Annotated in this window: 9 protein-coding genes; 7 read left to right on the top strand and 2 right to left on the bottom strand. The window is 63.4% G+C overall.

What is annotated here, in order from left to right; translation table 11 throughout:
• Positions 1–59 precede the first annotated feature (59 nt).
• A complete protein-coding gene (locus tag EDF56_RS24065; RefSeq protein ID WP_132392413.1) occupies positions 60–746 on the top strand; it encodes a peroxiredoxin-like family protein in 687 nt (228 codons plus the stop codon).
• 288 nt (positions 747–1,034) lie between these two features.
• Here EDF56_RS24065 and EDF56_RS24055 read toward each other — a convergent pair whose 3' ends face one another.
• Positions 1,035–1,214, bottom strand: a complete 180-nt coding sequence (locus EDF56_RS24055) for a hypothetical protein (RefSeq protein WP_132392411.1) — start codon at positions 1,212–1,214, stop codon at positions 1,035–1,037.
• A 309-nt stretch (positions 1,215–1,523) separates the two neighbouring features.
• Between EDF56_RS24055 and EDF56_RS24050 the strand changes: the two genes are divergently transcribed.
• The 6 genes from EDF56_RS24050 (at position 1,524) to EDF56_RS24025 (ending at position 11,989) form a co-directional block, all read left to right on the top strand.
• Positions 1,524–4,361 (top strand): TonB-dependent receptor, encoded by a 2,838-nt coding sequence (locus EDF56_RS24050; protein ID WP_132392409.1) that lies wholly within the window; start codon positions 1,524–1,526, stop codon positions 4,359–4,361.
• Positions 4,361–5,848: a sulfatase-like hydrolase/transferase gene (locus EDF56_RS24045; RefSeq protein WP_207905042.1), complete on the top strand. Its 1,488-nt coding sequence runs from the start codon at positions 4,361–4,363 to the stop codon at positions 5,846–5,848. Before EDF56_RS24050 ends, EDF56_RS24045 begins: the two co-directional genes overlap by 1 nt.
• Before the next feature lie 7 nt (positions 5,849–5,855).
• Positions 5,856–7,649, top strand: coding sequence for an arylsulfatase (locus EDF56_RS24040; RefSeq protein ID WP_132392405.1), 1,794 nt, complete (start codon positions 5,856–5,858; stop codon positions 7,647–7,649).
• A 13-nt stretch (positions 7,650–7,662) separates the two neighbouring features.
• Positions 7,663–9,501: an arylsulfatase gene (locus EDF56_RS24035; protein ID WP_132392403.1), complete on the top strand. Its 1,839-nt coding sequence runs from the start codon at positions 7,663–7,665 to the stop codon at positions 9,499–9,501.
• A gap of 17 nt (positions 9,502–9,518) precedes the next feature.
• Complete coding sequence (locus EDF56_RS24030; protein ID WP_207905040.1) at positions 9,519–11,216, top strand: sulfatase-like hydrolase/transferase; 1,698 nt, start codon at positions 9,519–9,521, stop codon at positions 11,214–11,216.
• A gap of 320 nt (positions 11,217–11,536) precedes the next feature.
• The gene (locus EDF56_RS24025; protein ID WP_132392399.1) at positions 11,537–11,989 is read left to right on the top strand and encodes a GNAT family N-acetyltransferase; all 453 of its coding nucleotides are present in this window, start codon (positions 11,537–11,539) and stop codon (positions 11,987–11,989) included.
• 74 nt (positions 11,990–12,063) lie between these two features.
• Here the strand turns inward: EDF56_RS24025 and EDF56_RS24020 are convergent, their stop codons facing one another.
• Positions 12,064–23,073 (bottom strand): autotransporter-associated beta strand repeat-containing protein, encoded by an 11,010-nt coding sequence (locus EDF56_RS24020; protein ID WP_165912363.1) that lies wholly within the window; start codon positions 23,071–23,073, stop codon positions 12,064–12,066.
• Between the last annotated feature and the right edge of the window lie 486 nt (positions 23,074–23,559).

The raw sequence follows: 23,559 nt of genomic DNA, 5'->3' as shown, positions 1-23,559 counted from the left end.
TATTCCCGCCCTCGATCCGGGCCTAGGTTCCCTGCGGACACCACGCAGGAGGAACAGACGTGAGCAAGAGCCTCAAGGATCGATTTGTGGAACTCCAGGCAGAGCGCGACCGCTCCTGGAGCGCAGAGCAACTCGCGCGCAACGCGGCACAGCGCCGATTGCTTGTGGCGCAGCACGATCCGGCCAAGCTCCCCCAAGTCGGCGACGAAATCGCCCCGTTCACACTGAGGGACGAGCACGGCGAAGAACTGACGCGCGATGCACTGCTGGCGCAGGGCCCCGTCGTGCTCATTTTCTTCCGCTTCGGCGGCTGCCCAGCCTGCAATGTCGCCTTGCCCTACTATAACGAAACGCTCTGGCCCGAACTGCAAGCACGCGGGGCGGGGCTCGTCGCGCTAAGCGCCCAGATCCCCGTCGATAAGAGCATGATCCAACGCCACAATATCGGCTTTCCGGTGGCCAGTGACCCGGACTATGCCCTTGCTCGCAGCCTGGGGATCACGTTCTTTCCCGAAGACCAACCCGCCGTTCGGCCCGACGAAAACTGGATCGGCGCAACTCTGGGCACTTTCAGTTACGAAATCGACCTCCCGGCTGCGCTTGTGCTCGACAGCGACGGCCGGGTGCTTCTGCTGGACGCCAGTCCCGACTGGCTAAACCGCACCGAGAGCGCTACGATTTTGACGGCACTGTCCAAATCGGCTGGCATCTCCGATAGACCATCGACGGCGATCTTGACCGATTGAAGAGCTAAGCGCTGCGGAGGAGCGGTTCGTCATCGAAGGTCTCCTCCTCTGCGAACGCGCTGAACATCAGTCAGTGCTCAACCCCGGTCACGGCCTGTTCGCCTGGCCTGAGCTTGCTCGCCCAGACTTCGCCTTGGCTGCATCGACCTCAACCTGCCTGCCCGAGCCGCGAAAGCGTTCGTTCTCGCTGCTGCCATAGACATCTGCGGTATCGAACAAGGTGACGCCAGCTCGACTGCCCGATCGAGCGTGGCATGGGCCTCCGCTGCGTCGGTCTCGCCAAAGAACTCACTCATGCCCGTGCAAGCCTTTGCATGCCGATGGCGGGCCGACCGTCGTCAGGAACGATCCACGGCAAAAGTTCTGCGCAGCCCGATCGCCCGCCATCAGGAACGCAAGCGTTAACTTGATGCCGCGCTGTCGATCCTGACCAGCCTTGGCGATGTTCAGGGTCACTTCCACCGCCATCGTCGCCAGTACCTAGCCGACGCGGGCGACGGAATTGACCTCCCATGAAGGCAGTTCTTTGGCAGGTGAAGTGATGCCATGCGTTTTCAGAATTCGCGATACCAACTCGCGAAATGCGATCGGCTCGCCATCGGTGACGAAGTAGGCCTCGCCGCTTCGGCCGCGATGCAGGGCAAAGAAGCCCTATCGCCAGCACCAGAAAATCTTAATTGCAGACAAACTCCACCAATTTAGTTGAGAAGCCCACAAGGGACCGGACTTCCGGACTGGATAATTCGCAATTATCCCACAGGGGGGAATCCAGTTCCGATGTCGAAGGTTCATCACTGGCGCGCCGGTATCTCCGGCGCTGCCATCATTCTTGCGCTGCTCTTGCCGGCGTCGGCCTATGCGTCGGATGGACCGGCAGCGCCTGCGTCACCCGAAGCTGTTTCTGGCGAAACCGCTCCCGCCGAGACCGCACTCGCTGAAAATCCCGAAAGCGCGGCAATCCTTGTGACCGGTATCCGCGCCGGGCTTGATCGCGCCGTTGCGGTGAAGCGCAATTCGGACACGATCGTCGATGCCATCAGCGCCGAGGACGTGGGCAAGTTTCCCGACGTGAACGTAGCGGAATCGGTCCAGCGCATCACTGGCGTGCAGATTAACCGCGTGCGCGGCGAAGGTCGGACCGTGAACATCCGCGGTCTCCCTGCGAACTTCACGCAAGTGACAATCAACGGTCGCGAACTGCCCAATGCCAGCGGCGATTCCGCCGGCAGTCGCACGTTCGATTTTTCGGTGCTGCCTCCTGAATTCATTCGCACGCTGGCGGTCTACAAGGGCTCTACGCCCGATCTCACCGAAGGCGGCCTTGCCGGCACCGTAGATGTCCGCACGCCGCGCCCCTTCGAAATTGGCAAGCGCGTGATCTCGGCCTCGCTTCAGGGCGAATGGGAAAGCAATTCCCACAAGTTCTCGCCGCAGGGCTCAGCCTTTTTCTCGGACACGTTCGCGGATGACCGCTTCGGCATCTCGCTGGGCTTTTCCTACATGGAGCGCCGCCCATCGACCCAGGGCGCTTCGATCGGCTATACCACTTCCACCGAAAAGAACGGCATCCCGGCCGGCAGCGGTCCCGACGATCTCAATGGCGACGGCGTGATCGAACCGAACCAGAGCGTGCGCTTTCCGAACCAGAGCAATTACTACATCTATCACGAGCGCGACCAGCGGATCGGCGGCATCGCCTCATTCCAGTTCCGCGCCACCGACGCGCTGACCCTCGGTCTGGACGGGCTCTACACCAAGCTCAATGTCAAGGATTCGACCAGCGAGTTCCTCCAGATATTCGCCAATGCCAATAAGGTGCTGAGCGCCGACACCGTCGATTATCTCGGCTTGCCGACCACCACCGCCTTGCAGGTCGCCGATCTCGATATGCGCGGCGGCAGTCGTCTGGAGGACCGCCAGAGCACGACTTACCAGATCGCCGGCAACGCCACCTATCAGGTCGATGGCTGGAAAGTCGTGCTGGATGGGGCCTATTCGCATTCCGGGCAGAACTACAGCAACCTCAACATCGCCGACATCGCCACCGGCCAGGCAGAGTTCACCGTGCAGCCCGGCGATACACTTTGGGGTATCGAGTACCAGAACGGCTTCGACGCGGCCCGTCTCAATCCCAACAGCTATCGTGTCGCCAGCCTCAACGGCCCGTTCAATCAGACCAGCAACGACAGCTTGTGGGAAGCCCGCGCCGACGTGACGCGCGAATTCTCGGACGAGGGCATGAAGGCCTTTTCCTTCGGCTTCCACTTCACCGATCGCTCGATCTACAAGGACAATCCGCAGCTGACGATTTCCGCCGCCGGCGTCTCGCAGCTCTATGCTTCCGTGAACGGCGGGGTTGGCCTGCCGGCGGGGCCGATAGCGGGCTCCTACAGCGCGGCGCCGTTCATGGTGCTTATCACGCCCGGCAACGGCAACTTTCTGGGAACCTATAACGGCAACGCCTCGTTCGCCTCGTCCTGGCTGTCTTCCGATACCAATGCCTTTACCTCGCAGTTCACCGACGCACAGTTGATCGCGGCCTCCAAGGTGGCGGGCGGCAGCCTGGTGAACAGTCCGTCCGGCATCACCGATGTCTCCGAACGAACGCTGGGCGGCTATGCCCGGGGCGATTTCGCCTTCGGCAAGCTCTCCGGCAATATCGGCTTCCGGGTGGTCAACACCCGGCAATCGACCGTCGGGGCCAGCCCGGACCTCAACGGCATCCGGATCTTCCCCGATGCGGGCAACACCACTGTCGTCCCGGCGGCAGGCGCGGTCGCGGTCAACCGCAATTATTGGGATTTCCTACCCAGCCTCAACCTCAAGCTGGATGCAACCGACAAGCTGGTGCTCCGCCTGTCCACTTCCCGCACGATCACCCGGCCCAATCTGGGTGACGTTTCTCCCTCCACGACGGTCAGCGGTCCGCAGCGGACGGTAACCGCGAACAACCCGCAGCTCGATCCCTATCGTGCGACCAATGTCGATCTCAGCGCGGAATGGTATTTCAGCAAGGATGGCCTGCTGGGCGCGACGGCCTTCTACAAGAATCTGGACTCGCTGGTACGCAAGGATACGCGCGTCCAGAGCCTGCCCGTGACATATGTCTATTCGACCGGGGCTACGCAGGTCGCCAATGTCGACTTCAACGTCAGCAGTCTGGTCAACGGCGGCGGCGTGACGGTGAAGGGCGTGGAGCTTTATTACCAGCAGGCGTTCCGCTTCCTGCCCGCACCACTCGACGGCCTCGGCACGCAGCTAAACTATACCTATATCGACAATAGCGATCCCACGCAGTTGACCGCGACCGCGAAGAACAACTTCAACGCCACCGTCTATTACGAAAAGGGACCGCTGGGCATCCGCCTGTCCTATTCCTGGCGCGGGAGCTATCTCTCCTCGGTTGCGATCCTGCCGGGGCTGAGCGTCTACACCAAGCCGTACGGCTCGCTGGACGGCAGCATAACCTACCAGATCAACAGCCGGTTCTCGGCAACGCTTCAGGCGGTCAACCTGCTGGATGCGACCGAAAAAGCCTATTACGTTGGCGGCCTGCCCGATACCTACTACCGCAACGGCACGCGCGTCTTTGGCGGCATCCGCGTAAGCTTCTGATGCGCGAATTGCCGTCGATCCGGCGTCGGGCCTTTCTCGGCAGCGCCGCCATGGCGGCGGCGCTCCTCGCCGGAAGCAGGGGCGTGCTGGCCGCAGTCCCGCCCCGCCCGAATATCGTTCTCATCCTGCTGGACGATTTCGGGATCGGCGATGCGCGGGCCTACAATCCCCTCTCCGCCGTGCCGACGCCCAATATCGACCGGCTGGCCCGCGAAGGCATGCGGTTCACTGACATGCACGCCTCATCGGCCGTCTGCACTCCCAGCCGCTACTCGATCCTTACCGGGCGCTATTGCTGGCGTTCGCGCCTCAAGAAGGGAGTGCTCGACGGCACCGGCACCAATCTGATCGACCCCGGCCGGCTGACGCTGCCCGGGTTGCTGCAAAAGGCGGGCTATCACACCTCGGGCATCGGCAAGTGGCACCTTGGGCTGGGTGAAGGCGAGGCGACGGACTATTCCAGGCCGCTGCGCCCTGGGCCGAACGATCATGGGTTCGACTATTACTTCGGCATCCCCTCCTCGCTCGACTATCCGCCCTATCTGTTCTTCGAGAATGACCATGTGGTGGAAGCGCCCAGCGCGCATACCGATGGAAGCAAGGAACCGCGCGGCGTGTTCTGGCGCGCGGGCCAGATCGCGCCCGGTTTCAGGATGGAGCAGACGGTCCCGACCTTGACCGACAAGGCCGTGGAAGTCATCACCAGCGGGGCGACCCGGCGCAAGGCCGATGGCCGGCCCTTCTTCCTCTATTTCCCGCTCCCCTCCCCGCACACTCCGTGGGTGCCGCTGCCCGAATATCAGGGCAAGTCCGGCGCAGGCACCTATGGCGACTATGCCATGGAGACCGATGCGATGGTGGGCCGGGTGCTCGCCGAGATCGACCGGCAGGGCATTGCCGAGGACACTGTGGTAATCTTCACCAGCGACAACGGCGCGGACTGGAAGATCGAGGACGCCGCCCGTTTCGCCCACCGCGCCAACGGCCCATGGCGCGGTGAAAAGGCGGATGCCTGGGAAGCCGGCCACCGAATTCCCTTCATCGTCCGCTGGCCGGGGAAAGTGAAGCCGGGAAGCCTGTCGCCAGCAACCGCCTCGCTCACTGATATCATGGCGACAGTAGCGGGTGCGCTTGCCCTGGCGTTGCCGGATGACGCTGCCGAGGATAGTTTCGATCTCGACGCGGTGCTCTCGGGCGACCGCCGTGCGCCGGTCCGCCCCAATATCGTCGATCACTCGGTCGACGGCATATTCACGATCCGCGAAGGCAATTGGAAGCTGATCATGGGGCTCGGCTCGGGCGGCTTTTCTGCGCCCCGGACAGTCGAACCCGCGCCGGGGGGGCCGCTAGGCCAGCTCTATGACCTCAGGGCCGACCCGCGCGAGGAAAACAACCTCTATCAGCAGCACCCCGAAATCGTGGCGCGGCTGACGGCCACACTCGAAAAACTGCAACGCGAGGGAAGGAGCAGGCCGCGCTCGGCCTGACATAGCGATGGAAAGACGCACGCCCCTGCTCCGTCCGATCCGGCACCTGCTTGCCGCTACCTCGCTTTCGCTGGCAGTGTTGTCGCTGGCTCCGGCGGCGGCCTCGGCTCCTGCCGCAGTGACGGAAAGGCCCGCGCAGGCCCAGCCTAATATTCTGATGATCGTCCTCGACGACGTCGGCTTTTCCGACCTCGGTGCTTATGGCGGCGAAATCCGCACGCCCAATATCGATGCACTGGCCGCCGACGGCCTGCGCTACAACCGCTTCGACACCAAGGCGATCTGCTCGCCTACCCGTGCGGCTCTGTTGACCGGTCGCAACCCGCAAACGGTACGGATGGAAGATCTGGCGGCAGACAAGACCACGCCCGATCCCACCCAAAGCGCAGCGGCGCGCGGTGAGTTGCCAGTAAATGCTGAAACCGTGGCTCAGGCGCTCCACGCCGCTGGTTATGCCACCTATGCATTTGGCAAGTGGCACCTCTCCACCGCGTTCGACACCCAGACGGGGCACAACAAGGAATCCTGGCCGCTCCAGCGCGGGTTTGACCATTACTATGGCTATCTCGGCGGCTGGACCGACCAGTATCAGCCCGATCTGGTGGAGGATAACCAGCGCCTCCCAAAGCCGACCCGTACGGGCTACATCCTTGCCGAGGATCTGGCGGACCACGCCGTTGCCGCTTTCGCGCAAGACCAAAGCGACCAGCCCAAATTCGTCTATCTCGCCTTCACCGCCGGTCATACCCCGATCCAGGTACCCAAACGCTACATCGACGCCTACGGCGACACCTATGCCAAAGGGTGGGACGCGATCCGCGCCGAGCGCTTTGCGCGCCTGAAGGCCAAGGGGCTCATCCCCGCAGACACAGTCCTCCCGCCGATCAATCCCGGCGACCGCCCGTGGGCTTCGCTGAGCCCGGACGAGAAGCGCGTCTTCGCCCGGTTCATGGCCGCCTATGCAGGCTATATCACCCATGCCGACGAACAGATCGGCCGCGTCATCGCCCAGCTCAAGGCCAGCGGCCAGTACGACAACACATTGATCGTGCTGCTCTCCGACAATGGCGGTGCCCCCGAGGGGGACCAGATGGGCGGGTTCTACTACCCTTATCACTATAGCCAGTATCCCATTCAGGATCACGCCACGCTGGCCGACATGGTGCGCGATCTCGACAAGCTGGGCGGCCCGGATACGAAGCCGCTCTACCAGCGCCCCTGGGCGATGGTGAGTTCCACGCCCTTCCGGCGCTACAAGCTGTGGCCCTATGCCGGCGGCAGCCGCGACCCGTTGATCGTCTCGTGGCCGGGCCACATCACTGGCAAGGGCGCGATCCGCGGGCAATACGTTGATGCCATCGACATCGCGCCGACATTGCTGGAAGCGGCCGGTACCCATTTCCACGACGCGATAGGCGGGCAGAGGCAGATCCCGGTCGCCGGGCGCTCGATCCTCCCGACTTTCGCGTCCGCTACGGCGCCCACCCGGCAAGTGCAGTTCTTCGAACTGCGCGGCAACCGCGCGATCCGCTCCGGCAACTGGAAGGCCGTGGCGATCCATCGCTACGGCACCGACTTTTCCGCCGACAAGTGGGAGCTTTTCAACACCGCGACCGACTTTTCGGAAAGTCGCGACCTTTCCCGCCGTTATCCCGCCAAGCTCAAGAAACTGCAGGCGCTGTGGTGGAGCGAGGCACGCAAGTACAGCGATCCGCCGCTGGCCGAGCCCAAGCAGGATATTCGCGGCATGCACCAATACGACGACGATTTTCCCGCGCCCTCCCCCACGACCGATCGCTAAGAGGATTTCCACGATGGCCCGCAATTTCCGCAAGCTGCTCGGCGCTACGGCGCTCACCGCTGCGGCCCTCGCCCTTGCACCCTGCACGGCAACTGCCGGAACGGCCGCGCCCGCTCCGGGTCCCGCATCGACTTCCGCGCAGGCCCGGCCCAACGTCCTGCTGATTGTGCTGGATGACGTCGGCTTTTCCGATCTGGGCGCCTATGGCTCGGAAATCCGTACACCCAACATTGACGCGCTTGCCGCGCGTGGGCTGCGCTACAATCATTTCGACACTAAGGCAGTCTGCTCTCCCACACGCGCCGCGCTGCTGACAGGCCGCAACAACCAGACGGTGCGGATGGAAGACCTTGCCAATTCGGGCGGAGCATGGACGCCGCCGCCCGGAGACAAGACCGCCAACGGCACACCGCAGCCGCCGCGCCGGATGGATTCCTCCGCCCCGCGCGAATTCAAGCTCGACCCCACCGCCAGCGCCGCCTCGCAAGGAGAGCTGCCGACCAATGCCGAAACCGTGGCGCAGGCCCTCCATACGGCCGGTTATCAAACCTTCGGCTTCGGGAAATGGCACCTCGCCCCGCTTTACGACGAACAACCGGAGTTCAAGCAGCGGTCATGGCCATTGCAGCGCGGCTTCGACCATTTCTATGGCTTCATCAGCGGTTGGACCGATCAGTACGATCCGGAGCTTGTACAGGATAACGCCCATATCAAGGCCCCGGGTACGCCCGGCTATATCCTGACGCCCGATCTGATCGACCATGCGATCGCCGCTTTCGGCGACAGGCCGGACGAGAAACCGAAATTCGTCTATCTGGCGCTCGGCACCGCCCATGCCCCGATCCAGGTGCCGAAATCCTATATCGATGCGTATGGCGACACGTACGCCAAGGGCTGGGACGCAATCCGGGCGGAGCGGTTCGCCCGGCAAAAGGCGCTCGGCATCGTTCCGGCCGATACCGTGCTGCCCCCCATCGGGCACGGCGATCGGCCCTGGGCTTCGCTGACCGATCAGGAACGCAAGGTCTTTGCCCGTTTCATGGCGGCCTATGCCGGCTTCATCACGCATGCCGACGAGCAGATCGGGCGGCTGGTCGCCCACCTCAAAAAGACCGGGCAGTATGACAACACGCTGATAGTGCTGATCTCCGACAACGGCGCCGCGCCCGAGGCTGGCCAGAACGGGGGCTTCAAACGGCCCTATGGCGACAAGACCACCATCGCCGAAATGGAACAGAACCTCGACAAGTTGGGCGGCCCCGAACTGCAGCCGCTTTATCAGCGCCCCTGGGCCTATGCCGGTGCAACGCCGTTTCGCCGCTACAAGCTGTGGCCGCTGGCGGGCGGCTCGCGCGATCCGCTGATCATCGCCTGGCCCCGCGGCATCAAGGCGCGTGGTGAAATCCGCCATCAGATGGTGGACGTGATCGACCTCGGCCCGACGATCCTGGAGGCCGCGGGCACTGCCTTCCATCCGGTGATTGACGGCGTGCGGCAGATCCCGGTGGCGGGCGCCTCGATCGTTCCCAGCTTCACATCGCCCACCGCCGGCGGGCGCACGACCCAATTCTTCGAACTGCGCGGCAATCGCGCTATCACTTCGCGCGACTGGAAGGCCGTGGCGATCCACAAGTTCAATACGCCCTTCGGTCAGGACAAGTGGCAGCTGTTCAACCTTGCCGAAGATTTCTCGGAATCGCGCGACCTCTCCGCTCAATATCCTGAAAAGCTGAAAGAGTTGCAGGCGCTGTGGTGGTCCGAGGCGATCAAATACAGCGATCCTCCGTTGTCCGAACCGGCAGAAGGCATCCGCCGGCAAAATCAGTTCGACGACGGCTATCAGGGCAATTGAGATCGATGGGAAGAGACGTGGTGGGCGCATTCCGCAAAGCCCTGCTGGGCACAACCCTGACAGCCTCGGCAATTCTGGCCGGCCACGCGCAGGCCGGTGAGATCCGTGGGAGGATCACCGGGCCCGACGGCAAGCCGGTCGTCCGGGCGCAAGTCGTGGTCGAAGACCTGCGGCGAGGCAACGCCACCGGCAAGGACGGCAGCTTCACCATCAAGGCTGTGCCCGGCGGGCCGATTCACGTCTCCATCATCGCGCCGGGGCTCGAAGCCGTCTTCCCGACTGTGCAAGTGCCGGAAAACGGCGTCGCGGAGTTAAACGTGACGCTCGCCAGATCCGATCTCATCAAGCGCTCAGCCGCGCTGAACGCGGAGCCGAAATCGGAACATGATGCGCAGAAAGCGGCCTATCTCCAGTCGATCCGCAAGGTGACTGGCAAGACGCCCAATGTTCTGCTGATCCTGTTCGACGATCTGGGATATGGCGACTACTCATCGTTCGGCAATCAGCTGATCAAGACGCCGAATATCGACGCCTATGGCCGGAAGGGCATGCGGCTCAATGACTTCTACGCGGCGTCCCCGGTCTGCTCGCCTTCGCGCGCCTCGATCATGACCGGGCGCTACCCGATGCACACGAACATGGCGACGCATGTGCTGATGGCCACAGGATCGGACGACGCCGATTATCGCCGCAGTCGCGGCCTCGCCAATGCCATCCCGAGCGATGAGATCCTGCTTCCCGAAGTTCTCTCCCGCGCCGGCTATCGCACCGGCCTGTTCGGCAAATGGCATCTGGGCGATACCCCCGGTCATATTCCTAACGACATGGGATTCCAGGACTTCTTCGGCCTGCTTTATCCCAACGACACCCAGCCGACCAATCTGTGGCGCAACAAGACCATTGTCGTTCCCGCCGACCGGTTCGACCAGACCACGATCACCGAGCGCATTGCCGACGAGACCATCGCCTTCATTCGCAAGAATGCCGACAAGCCTTTCTTCGCCTTCGCCTCCTTTACCGCGCCGCACCGGCCGCATTTCGCCAATCCCAAGCATCAGGGCGTGTCGGACGGCGGCACTTATGGCGACGTGATCGAGGATCTGGACGCCAATGTCGGGCGCATTTCCGACGTCCTGCGCGAGCTGAAGCTGGATGAGAACACGATCGTCATCGTCACCAGCGATAACGGCGGCGATTTCGAAGGGAACGTCGGCAATCTTCGCGGACGCAAGGGAGACACGTTCGAGGGCGGGATGCGCGTTCCCACCTTCATAGCTTGGCCCGGCCATATAGCCCCGGGTTCCAGCAGCGACGAAATGGCCGGTGTGATCGACCTCTTCCCGACGATTTTGGCGGCCGTGAAGCAGCCCTTGCCCGCGGACCGCGTGATCGACGGCAGGGATATTACCCCCATTCTGTCCGGAGGCCAGACGCCGCACGATTACCTCTATTACACGACCTCCTGGTCCGGCCAGTACGAGGCCGTGCGCAATTCGGCCTTCAAGTTGCGCGATCCGGCGAGCGACACCGATCTGATCGCCCGCCAGCGAGCAACCGGCGGTCAAGGCGGTCTTTACGATCTTGCACGCGACAACGAGTCCCACGACGTGACAGCCCGCCACCCCGAGGTTCGCACCGAACTTCAGCAGGCACTCGATCATTTTCGCGCGGATGAGAAAAGCAACGTGCGTGGCTGGACGCAGGTGGAGCACTGACGGCGGTCAGGTGCCCCGCTCAACGATGGAAGTGGAACGTTCAGCCGGCGGCTACGGTGCGGCTGCTCCCGGATTGATTCATTGAAAGGCAACCGCTCTTCTGAGCTCGGCCAGACATGCCAATATAGCCGCCGTTCACGGCGCTGAGCGCCCTCTCTCGAACCGGCCTTTCGTTAATGCGCAGGTTATGACGGGGTCTGGCCGCTTTCAGTCTGACCGTTTACAGATCTTCACTCAAGCAAAGCGGACTTCCGGCAGCGCCATTATCTTCGTCGCTTGAACCTGTTCCGCCCATACCCGGGATCGGCCATAAACTAGTCATGACTGAGACGATTCGAATTGCCACGATCGGCGATGCCGACGCTGTAACGGCGCTGACTCGTTCGGCCTATGCCAAATGGGTGCCAGTGATTGGGCGGGAACCTATGCCAATGCAGGCAGATCATGCAGCCATGATCCGAGATCATCGGGTTGATCTGCTGTTAGTTGGGCAAGACTTAGCCGCGCTTGTCGAAATGGTCCAAGGCGATGACGGACTGCTCATTGAAAATCTTGCCGTTGAGCCGAAATTCCAGAAGCGAGGCTACGGCAGGAAAATGGTAGCACACGCCGAACAACTCGCGGTATGCGCTGGATCGGCAGTCGTTCGGCTGTATACGAACTCGCAGTTTGAGGAGAATGTGCGACTCTACCTTTCGCTCGACTACGAGATCGAAAGAGAGGAGCCCTTAAATGGCGGTGTGCTGATCCACATGTTCAAGCACGTTTCCTAGCGCCAACATGTCGGTCATTCCCTGCGCCAGGTTGGCTTTGCTACAGCCGCCGATCATTCATTGTTGCTCGTAATCTACCAAGTGAGCCGCAATCCAAAGCGCCCCTCGTAAGAGCGGCGCCCATCGCTGATACCGATTTCGCTGCCCGCGCTCACGTTGAAGGACAGATTGCCGGTCAGCTGGGCGGTGACGCCGGTGCTCAATTCGCCCCAGGCTCCGCCGAGATCGGCGCGCAGGGGGATGAGCCCGTCGGCCGATGAGAACTCGGTCTTGGGATTGCCGAGAAATTCATACCAGAGATTGCCCCGCACCCAAGCGGTTACGGGCCGCGCATCGGTGCCGCTGCCACGCATCCAGGTTTGCGCCAGCTTCACGCCGGACCGGCCCGCGAGCGACTGGACCCCGGTGAACCGCACTGTCGCTGCGGCATCGCCGCTGTCCTCCAGCGACACCGACTGAAAAATGAGCTGCGCCTGAGGTTCGATGGCAATCCCGTTCGAGCGGATCTTGTATCCGCCTTCAAGCGATGCCGCGATCCCGAAACCATCGGTCCGGAGTTCGCTCAACCTCGTGGACTGCCCTTTCATCTTGTACCAGGTGCCCTGGACAACACCGTCAAGGTACCAGCCGGCAGGTGCGAAGTGTGTCCAATAGGCCCCCACCGAGTAGCTGTCGAAGGGGTCCTGACCGGCTCTGCGGTTCGTATAGTGCGTCACTTCGGCCCGGCCCGAACCGTAGGCGCCATAGACGCCCGCAAAGTCCGCCTTGTCCCCGTCCGTCTTGCGGATGAAATCCGCTCCCACCTGAAACGCATAGAAATCATAGTCGTAGTAGGGCCCGGCGCCGAAGATCAGGTTTTTGCCTTCCTGATGGCCGAAGCGGCCCATGGTCCGGCCCCAGATGGTGCCCCGATCCTTGGCGATGGCAGTGTTTTCGCCAATTTCACCGACGCGGGTGTCCAGCGTACCCAGCAGATTGCGTCCGAAGCTGAGCGCCAGGGCGGGGATCGCCGCGTAGAGGGATGTTTCAAGCCGGTAATCGGGACGGGGCGAGGGCCCGGGATTGCTCGAAACCGAGCGCAGGAACCAGTCGTCGCTTGCAGAGGCGCTGCCGCGATGGAGCGAATATTCGTAGGGCCCGGCAATAACGGGCCCCGCCAGCGAAAAGGCATCGGCGGCCGTCTTGCCCCCGTTCGCGGCCTGCACGATCGGGATACCGTCACCGATTGTCAGCGCGCCAAGGCCGCCCTGGTTGAGCACATCGATCGATGTCGATCCCGTGGCGGTCCCGCCGGAGATGACAAGTCTGTCCGCGGGCGACTGGTCGCCGGCAAGCACCGTCTCGATCTGCAGCGAGCCTCCATTGCCGCGATAATTGCCGGCGATCGTGAGCGTTCCGATCGAGTTGCCCGGCGCGATGATCCCTTCGTTGAGGACGTCCCCGATAATCGTCCCCCTGCCCGCCAATGTGGCGCCGGGATAGACCACGGTGTTCGATCGGATCGATCCATTGACCGAAAGCCTGCCCGCCACGACCGCAGTCAGCCCCGTATAGCTGCTTGCGCCATTCAGGCTGAGCGTTCCGCTTCCCGATTTCACAAGGATGCCCGTGCCGGTAATTCCCTGGCTGATCGCGGTGACGAAGCCGTTGGTGTCGAAGTCTCCGCCACCCCGCCCCAGGTCGATTACCCGCGTCCCGGCGAGGTCGAACGCCCCCGCCCACCGCAATGTCCCGCTGTTCAGGGTCAAGCCGCCGGCGGGCGCGCCAATGCTTGCATCGGTGCCTATCTGCAGGATCCCCGCATTCACCACGGTTCCTCCGCCATAACTGCTTGCGCCGGTAAGGCTGAGAGTCCCTGTCCCGGCTTGCGTGACCGAACCCGCGCCGCTGATCGTGCCTGCATATTCGATCGCGTCGGAGCGGTTGAAGACCAGCGCGCCGTTGTTCGCGACATTGCCTTCGATGCTGCCCGATGTACCGCCATTGCCGATCTGCAGAGTGGACGCGGCGATCGTCGTGCCTCCGCCATAGGTATTGGCGCCGGTCAGGATGAGCCGCCCTGTGCCGGCCTGCGTCATCGATCCTGTGCCGCTGATGGTACCGCCGAACAGGACGACATCGCTGCGATCGAAAACAAGCCCGCCATTGTCGAGAATATTCCCGACAACGCTTCCCGTGGTTCCACCGTTGCCCAGTTGAAGCGTGCCAGCGGCGATCGTCGTCCCGCCGGTATAGCTGTGGTCGCCGGAGAGGATGGTGGTGCCGGGCCCGGCCTGGACCAGTGCGCCGATCCCGCTGACAATGCCCGCATAGGTTGCCGTATCGCTGCGGTTGAAGGTCAGCGTGCCATTGTCGACGATATTCCCCGATACGCTGCCGGAGGCGCCGCCATTGCCCAGTTGAAGCGTGCCGGCCGTGATTGTCGTGCCGCCTATATAGCTATGGTTTGCGGTCAGGATCGTTGTGCCGGTGCCTGCCTGTTCCAGCGATCCCGTGCCGCTGATCGTGCCCGTATAGGTCGCGGTATCCGACCGATTGAATATGAGCGTACCATCGTCGACTACGTCGCCGCGAATGGAGCCGCCGATACCTCCGGCACCGATCTGAAGCGTGCCCCGTTCGATGGTCGTCACGCCGGTATAATTATTGTCCGCCGAGAGGATCAGCGTGCCCGGATCCGTCAGGGTCAGGCCCGCCGAACCGGCAATGGGCACCGCGATCTCAGCCGTTACTCCCGCATCGACACGGATCAGCCCTGCAAAGCCGGTATTCTCCGGATCGGCAAATGTCAGCGTCCTGCCCGCGCCCTCGATGCGATAGCCGTCAGCCGTGAACTGCAGTGCGACGGCGGACACGTTCTCGCCCAGCGTGACCGTGCCGCCCTGAGCGCTGAAGATCCCCATTCCAGACAGCCATTGCTGGTTGATCCGGCCGTTGACGTTGGTCCAGTTGGTCGCGCTATGATTCCATTCGCCGTCGCCGCCCGAGACGACGCCGTCGCCAGTCTGGTTGCTGCCATCCCAGAACTGCACCGCAAGGCCGTTCTCGATGGCGATCAGATTGACCTCCCCGGCAATCGCCGTCTGTACCTGACTGGACGCAAACGCGGCGGGCAATGGGCCGACGGCCAGACCGTTGTCGGTCAAGGCGCCGCCATATTCGATCAGCTTGTAGCTTCCCGGAAGCAAGGCGAACCCGCCGCTGGCCGTGACATTGAGGGTACCGTCAAGCGTGAGATCGCCATCGACCCGTGCAATGTCGTTGAGCGGCCCTCCGGCCACTTCCGGTTCACCCAGTTGCCAGTCGAGTTGCGTCCCGTCTGCCAAGGCAAGTGCGCCCAGCGAGATGGAACCCGGCGTGGCAAGCGGTCCGGGCGACAGATGGCCTCCGGACGCTATCGCGACGACGCCATCGATGCGCCCGTCGCCGGTCAGCGTAGCGCCCGACGCCACGGACACCGCGCCGCTTGCAAGCGATCCTGCAACTTCGAGCGTGCCCGCTGCAACCTGCGTGGGGCCGGTATAGCTCTGGGCACCGGCAATGGTGAGCAGGCCCGGTCCCAGTTGCGACAGACCGCCTGTTCCACTGACGATGCCAGTCAGGATCACGTCGTCGGAACGGTTGAAGGCCAGCGTTCCGGCATTGGCGACATTGCCTGACAGGCTTCCGGATGTGCCGCCGTTACCCAGTTGAAGCGTGCCCGCATCGATCGTGGTGCCGCTCGAATAGCTCTGGTCGGCAGTAAGGATCGTAGTGCCGCTGCCCGCCTGCACGAGCGCGCCGCTCCCGCTGACGACGCCGGCATAGATGTACTGGTCGCTGCGATCGAACACGAGCGTCCCGTTGTTGACGACATTGCCAAGCACGCTGCCCGAAGCCGCGCCATTGCCGATCTGCAGCGTCCCTGCCGCGATCGTCGTGTCGCCGGAGTAGGTATTGTCTCCCGCCAAAATCAGCGTACCCGCGCCCAACTTGACGAGAGCGCCGGTCCCGCCGACCGGTTGAGCGAAAGCGACGACATTGCCATTCGTATCGATCGAGCCGCCCGCTGCGCCCAGCGTGACCACACGGGTTGACGCCGGATCGAAGCCCGCGTCGAAGCGCAACGTACCACCGTCGATGCCGAGTGCGCTGTCGCTACTTCCCAGAGCTGCATCGCTAGCAATGGCCAGGACGCCTTCCGTCACCAGCGTTCCCCCGGCGTAGCTGTTCGCCCCCGTGAGAACCAGCGTGCCCGCGCCCAGCTTGGCGAGCTGCCCCGAACCGCCGATCGTGCCCGTCAAAGTCAGCGTGGTCGTCGCTTGCGGCGCAAAGGCTCCGCCATCGAGCCCGAGCGTGACGATACGTGAGGAACTGAAGCTGGCAGTCGTGGCGAGCGTGCCGCCATCGATCTCCAGTGCGCCTGACGCCGCGCCGAGATTGGCATCCCGCTCGATCGCAAGAGTCCCGCCGTCGATCGCGGTGCCTCCGGTATAGCCATTGTCGGCCGCCAGCGTCAGAACGCCATCGTCCGTCTTGGTGAGCTTTGCCGCTCCGCCGCTTCCATCGACGATCGGCGCATCGATCGTTGCCGAGACATTCGGATCCACGCGGATTATCGTGTCTGGCGTGCCCGCCAGCGTGAAGCCGCTCCCCGTGATGACATAGCCGTCGGCGCGGAACTGCATGCCGTCGAACGCAAGGTTCCCGCCCAGAGTCACGATTCCGGCCGTGCCCTGAAAAACCGCGAAACCGGATTGCCAAGGCACATTGATGGCGCCATCCGCGCCCGTCCAGTTCGACGCCGCCGTGTTCCAGACCCCCGTGCCGCCGTCGATCAGGCCGTTGCCCGCAAGATTGGGACCGTCCCAGAACTGCAGGGCAAAGCCCCCGTTCTGCACGACCAGGTTGACCTCGCCCGGCGTGCTTGTCTGAATGAGAAAGCCAGCGCCCGAACTCGCGCTGGGCAGGCTGCCCAATGCCAGCCCATTGTCGATCAGGCCGCCGCCATAGTCGATCAGACGGTAGACGCCCTGGCTGAAGCCGCCTTCGTCGGTAATGTTGAGTATGCCATCGAGCATCAGGTCGCCGCCGACCCTGATGAGATCGTTCGCATTGCCGCCGACGGTACCCGGAAGGCCCAGTTCATAGTCGAGCTGCGAATTGGCCGAGAGCACCAGAGGCCCCATGGTCAACGTGCCGATACCTTCACCCGGCGCTAGGTGGCCGCTGTCCAGGACCGTCACGGTGCCGCCAATAGTTCCTTCGCCGCCCAGCGTTGCGCCGGCATTGACTTGCACGGCGCTCGCAATAGAACCGCCTACCAGCAGGCGCCCGGCATCGACCGAGGTGCTGCCGGCGTACGTACTGTCTCCGGTCAGCCGCAGCGTTCCACTGCCCGCCTTGCCCAGCCCGCCCGTACCGCTGACCGTCCCGGCGAATGTGATTTCATCGGCCCGGTCGAACACGAGCCGGCCATTGTCGACAACATTGCCCACAATCGTACCGCTCGCCCCGCCGTCGCCGATCTGCAGTGTGCCCGCGCTGATCGTGGTCCCGCCGGTGTAGCTGCTGTTCGCCGTCAGCACGGTCGTGCCGGGTCCGGCCTGCTCCACTGCCCCCGATCCGGTGATCGTTCCGGCAAAGTCGAAGCTGTCGGAACGATCGAAGATGAGGCTGCCGCTGCTGGAAACGTTGCCGGAAATGCTGCCCGCAGTGCCGCCGTTCCCGATCTTCAGGCTGCTGGCGGCGGAGATCGTCGTGGCGCCCGAATAGGTATTGGTGCCCAGCATCGTCACCGCGCCCCGGACCGTCAGGCCGCCCGCCCCCGTGATCAGGCCGGCCAGCGTCAGGCCGTCCGCAGGGGCAGCGATGGTCCCGCCACCAAGATCGAGAGTGATGGGACGCAGGTTCTGGGGCTGGCCCGTGGCGGTGAACTGCAGCGTGCCGCCATCGAAGGAAAGCGGTGCTCCGGCAAGACCAAGGCTGGCGTCGGTCGGCACGATCAGCGTGCCCATGGTAATGGCGGTACCGCCGGAATAGCTGTTCAGCCCCGTCAGCGTCCAATCGCCGGCACCCGATTTGATCACCGCGCCCGAGCCGCTGATTGTCCCCCCGTAAGTCGCGCTCAGCTGGCCTGCGTAGACAAGCGTCCCGTTGTCGAGAATGTCTCCGGTGACGCTGCCGCTCTGGGTAGAGGTGCCGAGTTGCAGCGTTCCCGCCGCGATCGTCGTCAGGCCGGTATATGTATTGTCCTCGGTCAGCGTCAGGGTGTTGCTACCCAGCTTGGTGAGCGCTCCTGTCCCGGTAACAAGTGCATCCAGCACAAGGTCGTCGCTGCGGTTGATCGTCACCGTGCCATTGTCGGTGATCGTGCCCGAAACCGTCCCGGCAGTCCCGCCATCGCCGATGTTCAGCGCGGCGCCGCTGGCGATGGCGATCCCGCCGCCAGCGCCGGTAACGGCCAGCGCACCCGTAACCGTCAGCGCGCCTGCCTGCACGGAGACCGCGCCGGCACTCGACGACGTAGAACTGACCTGCCCGCTCAGTGTCAGCGTGTTGCCGCCAAGCTTGTTCAGCACTCCGGATCCGCCGATGGCACCGCCGAACGTGTAGTCGGACGATCGGTTGAAGGTGAGCGCGGCATTGTTGATCACATTGCCGACGAGGCTGCCGGTTGCTCCGCCATTGCCGATCTGGAGCGTGCCCCCGCTGATCGTGGTCCCACCGGTATAGGTATTTTCTCCCGTGAGGACCGTGGTTCCCGCGCCCGCGAAAATGGCGCCGCCCGCGCCTGAGAACACCCCTGAAAAGGCGTCCGCATTGCCGCCGTTGTCGATCGTGCCGGTACTGGCAAGATTTACCGCGCGCGCAGAAACAACGCCGGCCGTGGTCAGCAGCGTGCCCCCATCGAGCGTCAGGCCGGCCGCCGCCGCGCCGAGGTTGCCGTCGCCGGAGATGGACAGAACGCCCTGAGTGACGGTCGTTCCGCCCGAATAGGTATTCTGTCCCGAGAGCACCAGCGTGCCGAGATCGGTCTTGTCGAGGCCGCCGGTTCCCTGGATCACCGCCGCAATCGTGGCGGTCATCGACGCGCCGGCCGCCGTACCGTCACCAACGCGGATCACCGTATCCGCCGCGTCGGTCTGAAGCGACTGCCCGCCGATCGTATAACCACCCACTGCGAACTGGGCGCCGGAAAAGGCCACCTGGCCAGCGGTATTGTCGATGACTACGGTTGCCGGCACAGCCTGGAAGACGGCGAAGCTGTCGGCCGTCCAGGGCCGGTTGGCAAGGCCCGCGGAATCGGTCCAGGCCGCACCGCCGAGCGCGGATGTCCAGGTTCCGGTTCCCCCATTGACCGCGCCGTTATTGTAGAGCCCGGCATTGCCGCCATCCCAGAAGGTCACGTTTCCCGTACTGACGACGAGATTGACCTGCTTTGAAACTGCGGTCTGGATGAACAGGTTTGTATTGGGTTCCAAACCGGCGGGCACGCTTCCGAAATCGAGCGTGTTGTTCGACAGCGTGCCGGCGTAATTGAAAATCCTGTAAATGCCCGGCCCCAGCGCGCCTCCACTCGACTGGGTCAGGTTGAGCGTGCCATCGAGCGTGAGATTGCCCCCGACGATGACAAGATCGTTGAACGAGCCGCCGACGGTTCCCGCCTGCCCGAACTCGTAGTCGAGGATCGCCGCGCTGGACAGAACGAGATTTCCGCCAATGGTCAGCGTGCCAGGGCTGTCACCGGGCGCGAGGTGCCCTCCGTCCTGAACCGCCACCGGCCCGCTCACGGTTCCCGTGCCGCCAAGTGTCGCGCCCGAAGACACGGTTGCCGCCCCCGCCAGCGAGCCGTCGACCAGCAATGTGCCGGCTTCGATATTCGTCATCCCGGTATAGGAGTTGGCGCCCCAGAGCGTCAGCACACCCGCACCCCGCTTGAATAGCTGCACGCTAGTCCCGGCGGCGATGCTGTCGGCGGCATTGGCAATGGAAGTGCTGTCACCGATGGTGGCCGTCGCGCCCGCACCGATGTCGAAGACCATGCTACCGGCGTTGGCGAACAGGAATCCGCCCCCGGCATTCGTCGCGGCCTTGTTGCCGGTGGCGGTCAGAGTAGTCCCCGCCGCCAGCGAGAGGTTGAATCCGGCACCCGCATAGATTGCTCCGCCGCGGGTGGGACCCGTGTTGTTTTCGAAGACGATGGCATTGTGGGTGCCGCCGATCGTCACCTGCCCTTCCGTATAGATCGCCCCGCCGAGCCCGAGCGTGCTGGTGCGATTGCCAGAAAAGAGCAGCCCGGCGGAGTTGCCCCCAATCGTGATCGCCCCGCCGGTGCCTGTCGCCAGCGCGCCGCCCCTGATACCCGCGACATTGTTGGTGAACGAAAATCCTCCCGTGACCGAAGGATCGATCAGCATGGCCTTTTCCGTATAGAAAGCGCCGCCCCAGCCGCCGGCAGCGCCGGTTCCGGTCGTGGCCGAGACCGAATTGCCATCGACGACGATACTGCCGTAGCTGCCGCTGAGCGTCATCCCCTCGAAATAGCCGAGGAGCGCGCCGCCCGAGGTTTTTGCGCTGTTGCGGCTGATCTCCAGCGCGCCTTGCGTCGCCGTGTCGATCAGCATCGTGTTCCCGGCGCCTAATGCCCCGCCGCCATTCAAAGTAGAAATGTTGTCGGTGAGACTGATCGAGCGATAACTCCCCAGCAGGGTAATCGTACTGTTGTTATAGGCAGCGTCCAGTGCCCCCCCGAAAGAGGCAGCGACATTGCCGCGCATGATCATGTCGCCCGTTGTTACGGTATCGATCAGCAGCGGGCCGTCCGTCACGCGTATCGCCCCGCCCATGCCGCGCGAACTGCTGGTAATCTGGTTGCTGTTCGAATCAATTAGTATGTCGCTGTAATTGCCGCTGATGGTCAGGCCCTTTTGCGCCAGCAGTGCGCCTCCATCGGCCCCGCTCGAGTTATTCTCGATTGTCAGCGTGCCGCCTGCCGCCGTGTTGTTGATCAGCATCGTGCTGTAGGCATAGATCGCGCCGCCGCCGCCTCGGCTGAGATCGGTCAGGCTGGAGGTGGAAGTGCTGTAAGTGCCGCGATTGTTCGCAATGGTGATGGCGTTGAATGCGCCATCGATCGAGACCGTGCCGCTGTAGATCGCGCCTCCCTGCGCCCCCGTATTACCCACGAGATTGAACGCACCGCCCGCGCTGGTGAATGCAATGCTGCGGACATTCGTCGACGCGATCGCGCCGCCATTGCCGGTGGCGGTATTCCCCGTGAGGGCAAAGTCGGCGCTTCCGGAATTGACCGAAAGGGTGCCGCTGCCGACGTAGAACGCGCCGCCTGCCCCGCTCGCGATATTGTTCGCAAAGGTAATGCCGCCGTTCAGGAACAGCGTACTGCCCGTGTTCAGTGTGCCGGCACCGCCATTGCCTGTATAACTGGGGGACGTGATCTGCACGGCGCCACCGGGCCCGGTGGCGAGCGTGCCGGTGGCGTTTGCCGCAACCGTCAGGCGCTTCGCCAATGTCCCCGCGCCGGTCCACAATAGACTGCCAGCAGTCGCTCCGGTACCATCGAAGGTCAGCGTGGTGCCTGTCCCCAGCCCGGCAGCAGCAGCCGTTTGCAGTGTTCCACTCGTGATCGTCGTGGTGCCCGAATAGGTATTGCTGCCTGAGAGAACGAGCGTGCCCAAATCGGTCTTCTTCAAGCCGCCGGTGCCTTGAATGACCGCGGCAATGGTTGCGCTCATGCCCGCACCGGCGGCCGAACCGTCGCCCACGCGAATGGCCGTCGCCGCCGTGGTCGTGGTCAGGGCGCCGCCGGTAATCGTATAGCCATCGACGGCGAACTGAATCCCCTGGACATTGACCGCGCCGGCGCTCGTATCGACGGTTACGGTGCCCGGCGTTCCCTGAAAGATCGCAAGGTTGTTCGATGCCCAGGCCGCGTTGATTGTACCGGCGGCGTTCGTCCAGTCCGTGTTGACCGTCGCCGCGGACCAGGTTGCGGACCCGCCGTCGACAACGCCGTTTGGCAAGAGATTGGCACCGTCCCAGAACTGATTTGCACCCGCTGCCAGTTGCTGCTGGACGACGAGGTTTACCTGATGGGCCTGACCGGTCTGGACCGTAAACTCGTTGGCATCGAAACCATTCGGTAGCGTGCCCAGGACCAGACCGTTGTCGGTCAGTGACCCGCTGAAATCGATCAACCGGTAAACGCCGTTTCCAAAGCCGCCGGCATCGGTCACGTTCAGCGTCCCGCCGAGCGTGAGGTCGCCGTTGACGGTCAGCAGGTCATTGACCCCGGCCCCGACGACATTCGGGATGCCCAGATCGTAATCCAGAATCGAAGCGTGGCCCAGAACGAGGCTCGCGAGCGAAAGAGTGCCCACGCCGTCCCCCGGCGACAGGTGCCCCCCGTCGGCTATGGTGACAGGCCCGGCAATCACACCGCTCCCGCCCAGCGTCGCGCCGCTGGCGACTGTCACTGGGGAAGTGCCGAGAGAACCGTTTACCAGCAGCGTGCCGGAGCCAACTGCCGTTGCACCCGAGTAGGTACTCGCGCCCGAGAGCGTCAATGTACCCGCGCCCAGCTTGGCGACCGTGCCGCTTCCCGTGATTGCTCCCTCGAAAGTGGTCCGGTCGGCGCGATTGAAAATCAGGGCGCCATTGTCGACCACGTCCCCGACAATGCTGCCGCTGGTGCCGCCATCGCCGATTTGCAGGCTGCCACCGTCGATGACAGTCCCGCCGCTGAACCCATTGTCGCCGGTCAGGATGAGCGTGCCGAAATCCGTCTTGCGAATTCCGCCTGTGCCCTGGATCGAGGCGGCAATCGTTGCGGTTACCGACGAACCTGCCGGCGACCCGTCTCCCACCGCGATCACGGTGTCAGGCACGTTCGTCGTCAAGTCGTCGCCCGTGATGCCGTAACCCGAAACAGCAAACTGAAGCCCGCCGAACGTGATGCTGCCCGCGCTGTCGTCTATCGTGACGATTCCCGGTGACCCCTGAAAGACGGCTACGCCGCCAGCCGACCATGGCGTGTTGGCGGCGCCCGATGCATCGGTCCAACTCGTGTCGGGGGCCGCCGCCAACCATGTTCCCGCGCCGCCATCCACGGTGCCGTTGTTGAGGAGGGTTTCGTCCGTGCCGTCCCAGAAAATCGGCGTACCCGCGCTTGCTGCAACTGTGAGACGGGCGGTTACTGCATTAGCGCCGCAGCCGCCCGCTGAAGATGCATTCGTGGCTTCTCCGTTTGATGCGCATTGGGCGTAAGCCCTTGGTGCGAAACCTGGAAGCAGCGCGACCACCGCCAACGTTGACAGCAGCCTTTGCCGTCGCAGCAGGCGGCTCCGCTCCGGGGTTGAAATACAGTTGAGTTGGAAAGAGTGGCTGCACTCGGTTGCCGCGCGGAGCCCTTCCCAATAACCATTCTTTTGTAATCGTGGCTTGACCATGATCAAGCCGATCGGAGTTGGCCTCGTGCTCGATAGAAAGCCGCATCCCTGTCAAAATGGCGGAAACTTCCGCCAAATTTCGGCTTCTTGTTATATAACAATTCCCCAACTCGACTCGCAAAA

It is taken from the genome of Novosphingobium sp. PhB165 (assembly GCF_004341845.1).
GTDB lineage: Bacteria > Pseudomonadota > Alphaproteobacteria > Sphingomonadales > Sphingomonadaceae > Novosphingobium.
This window is presented reverse-complemented; position numbering and strand designations above follow the sequence as displayed.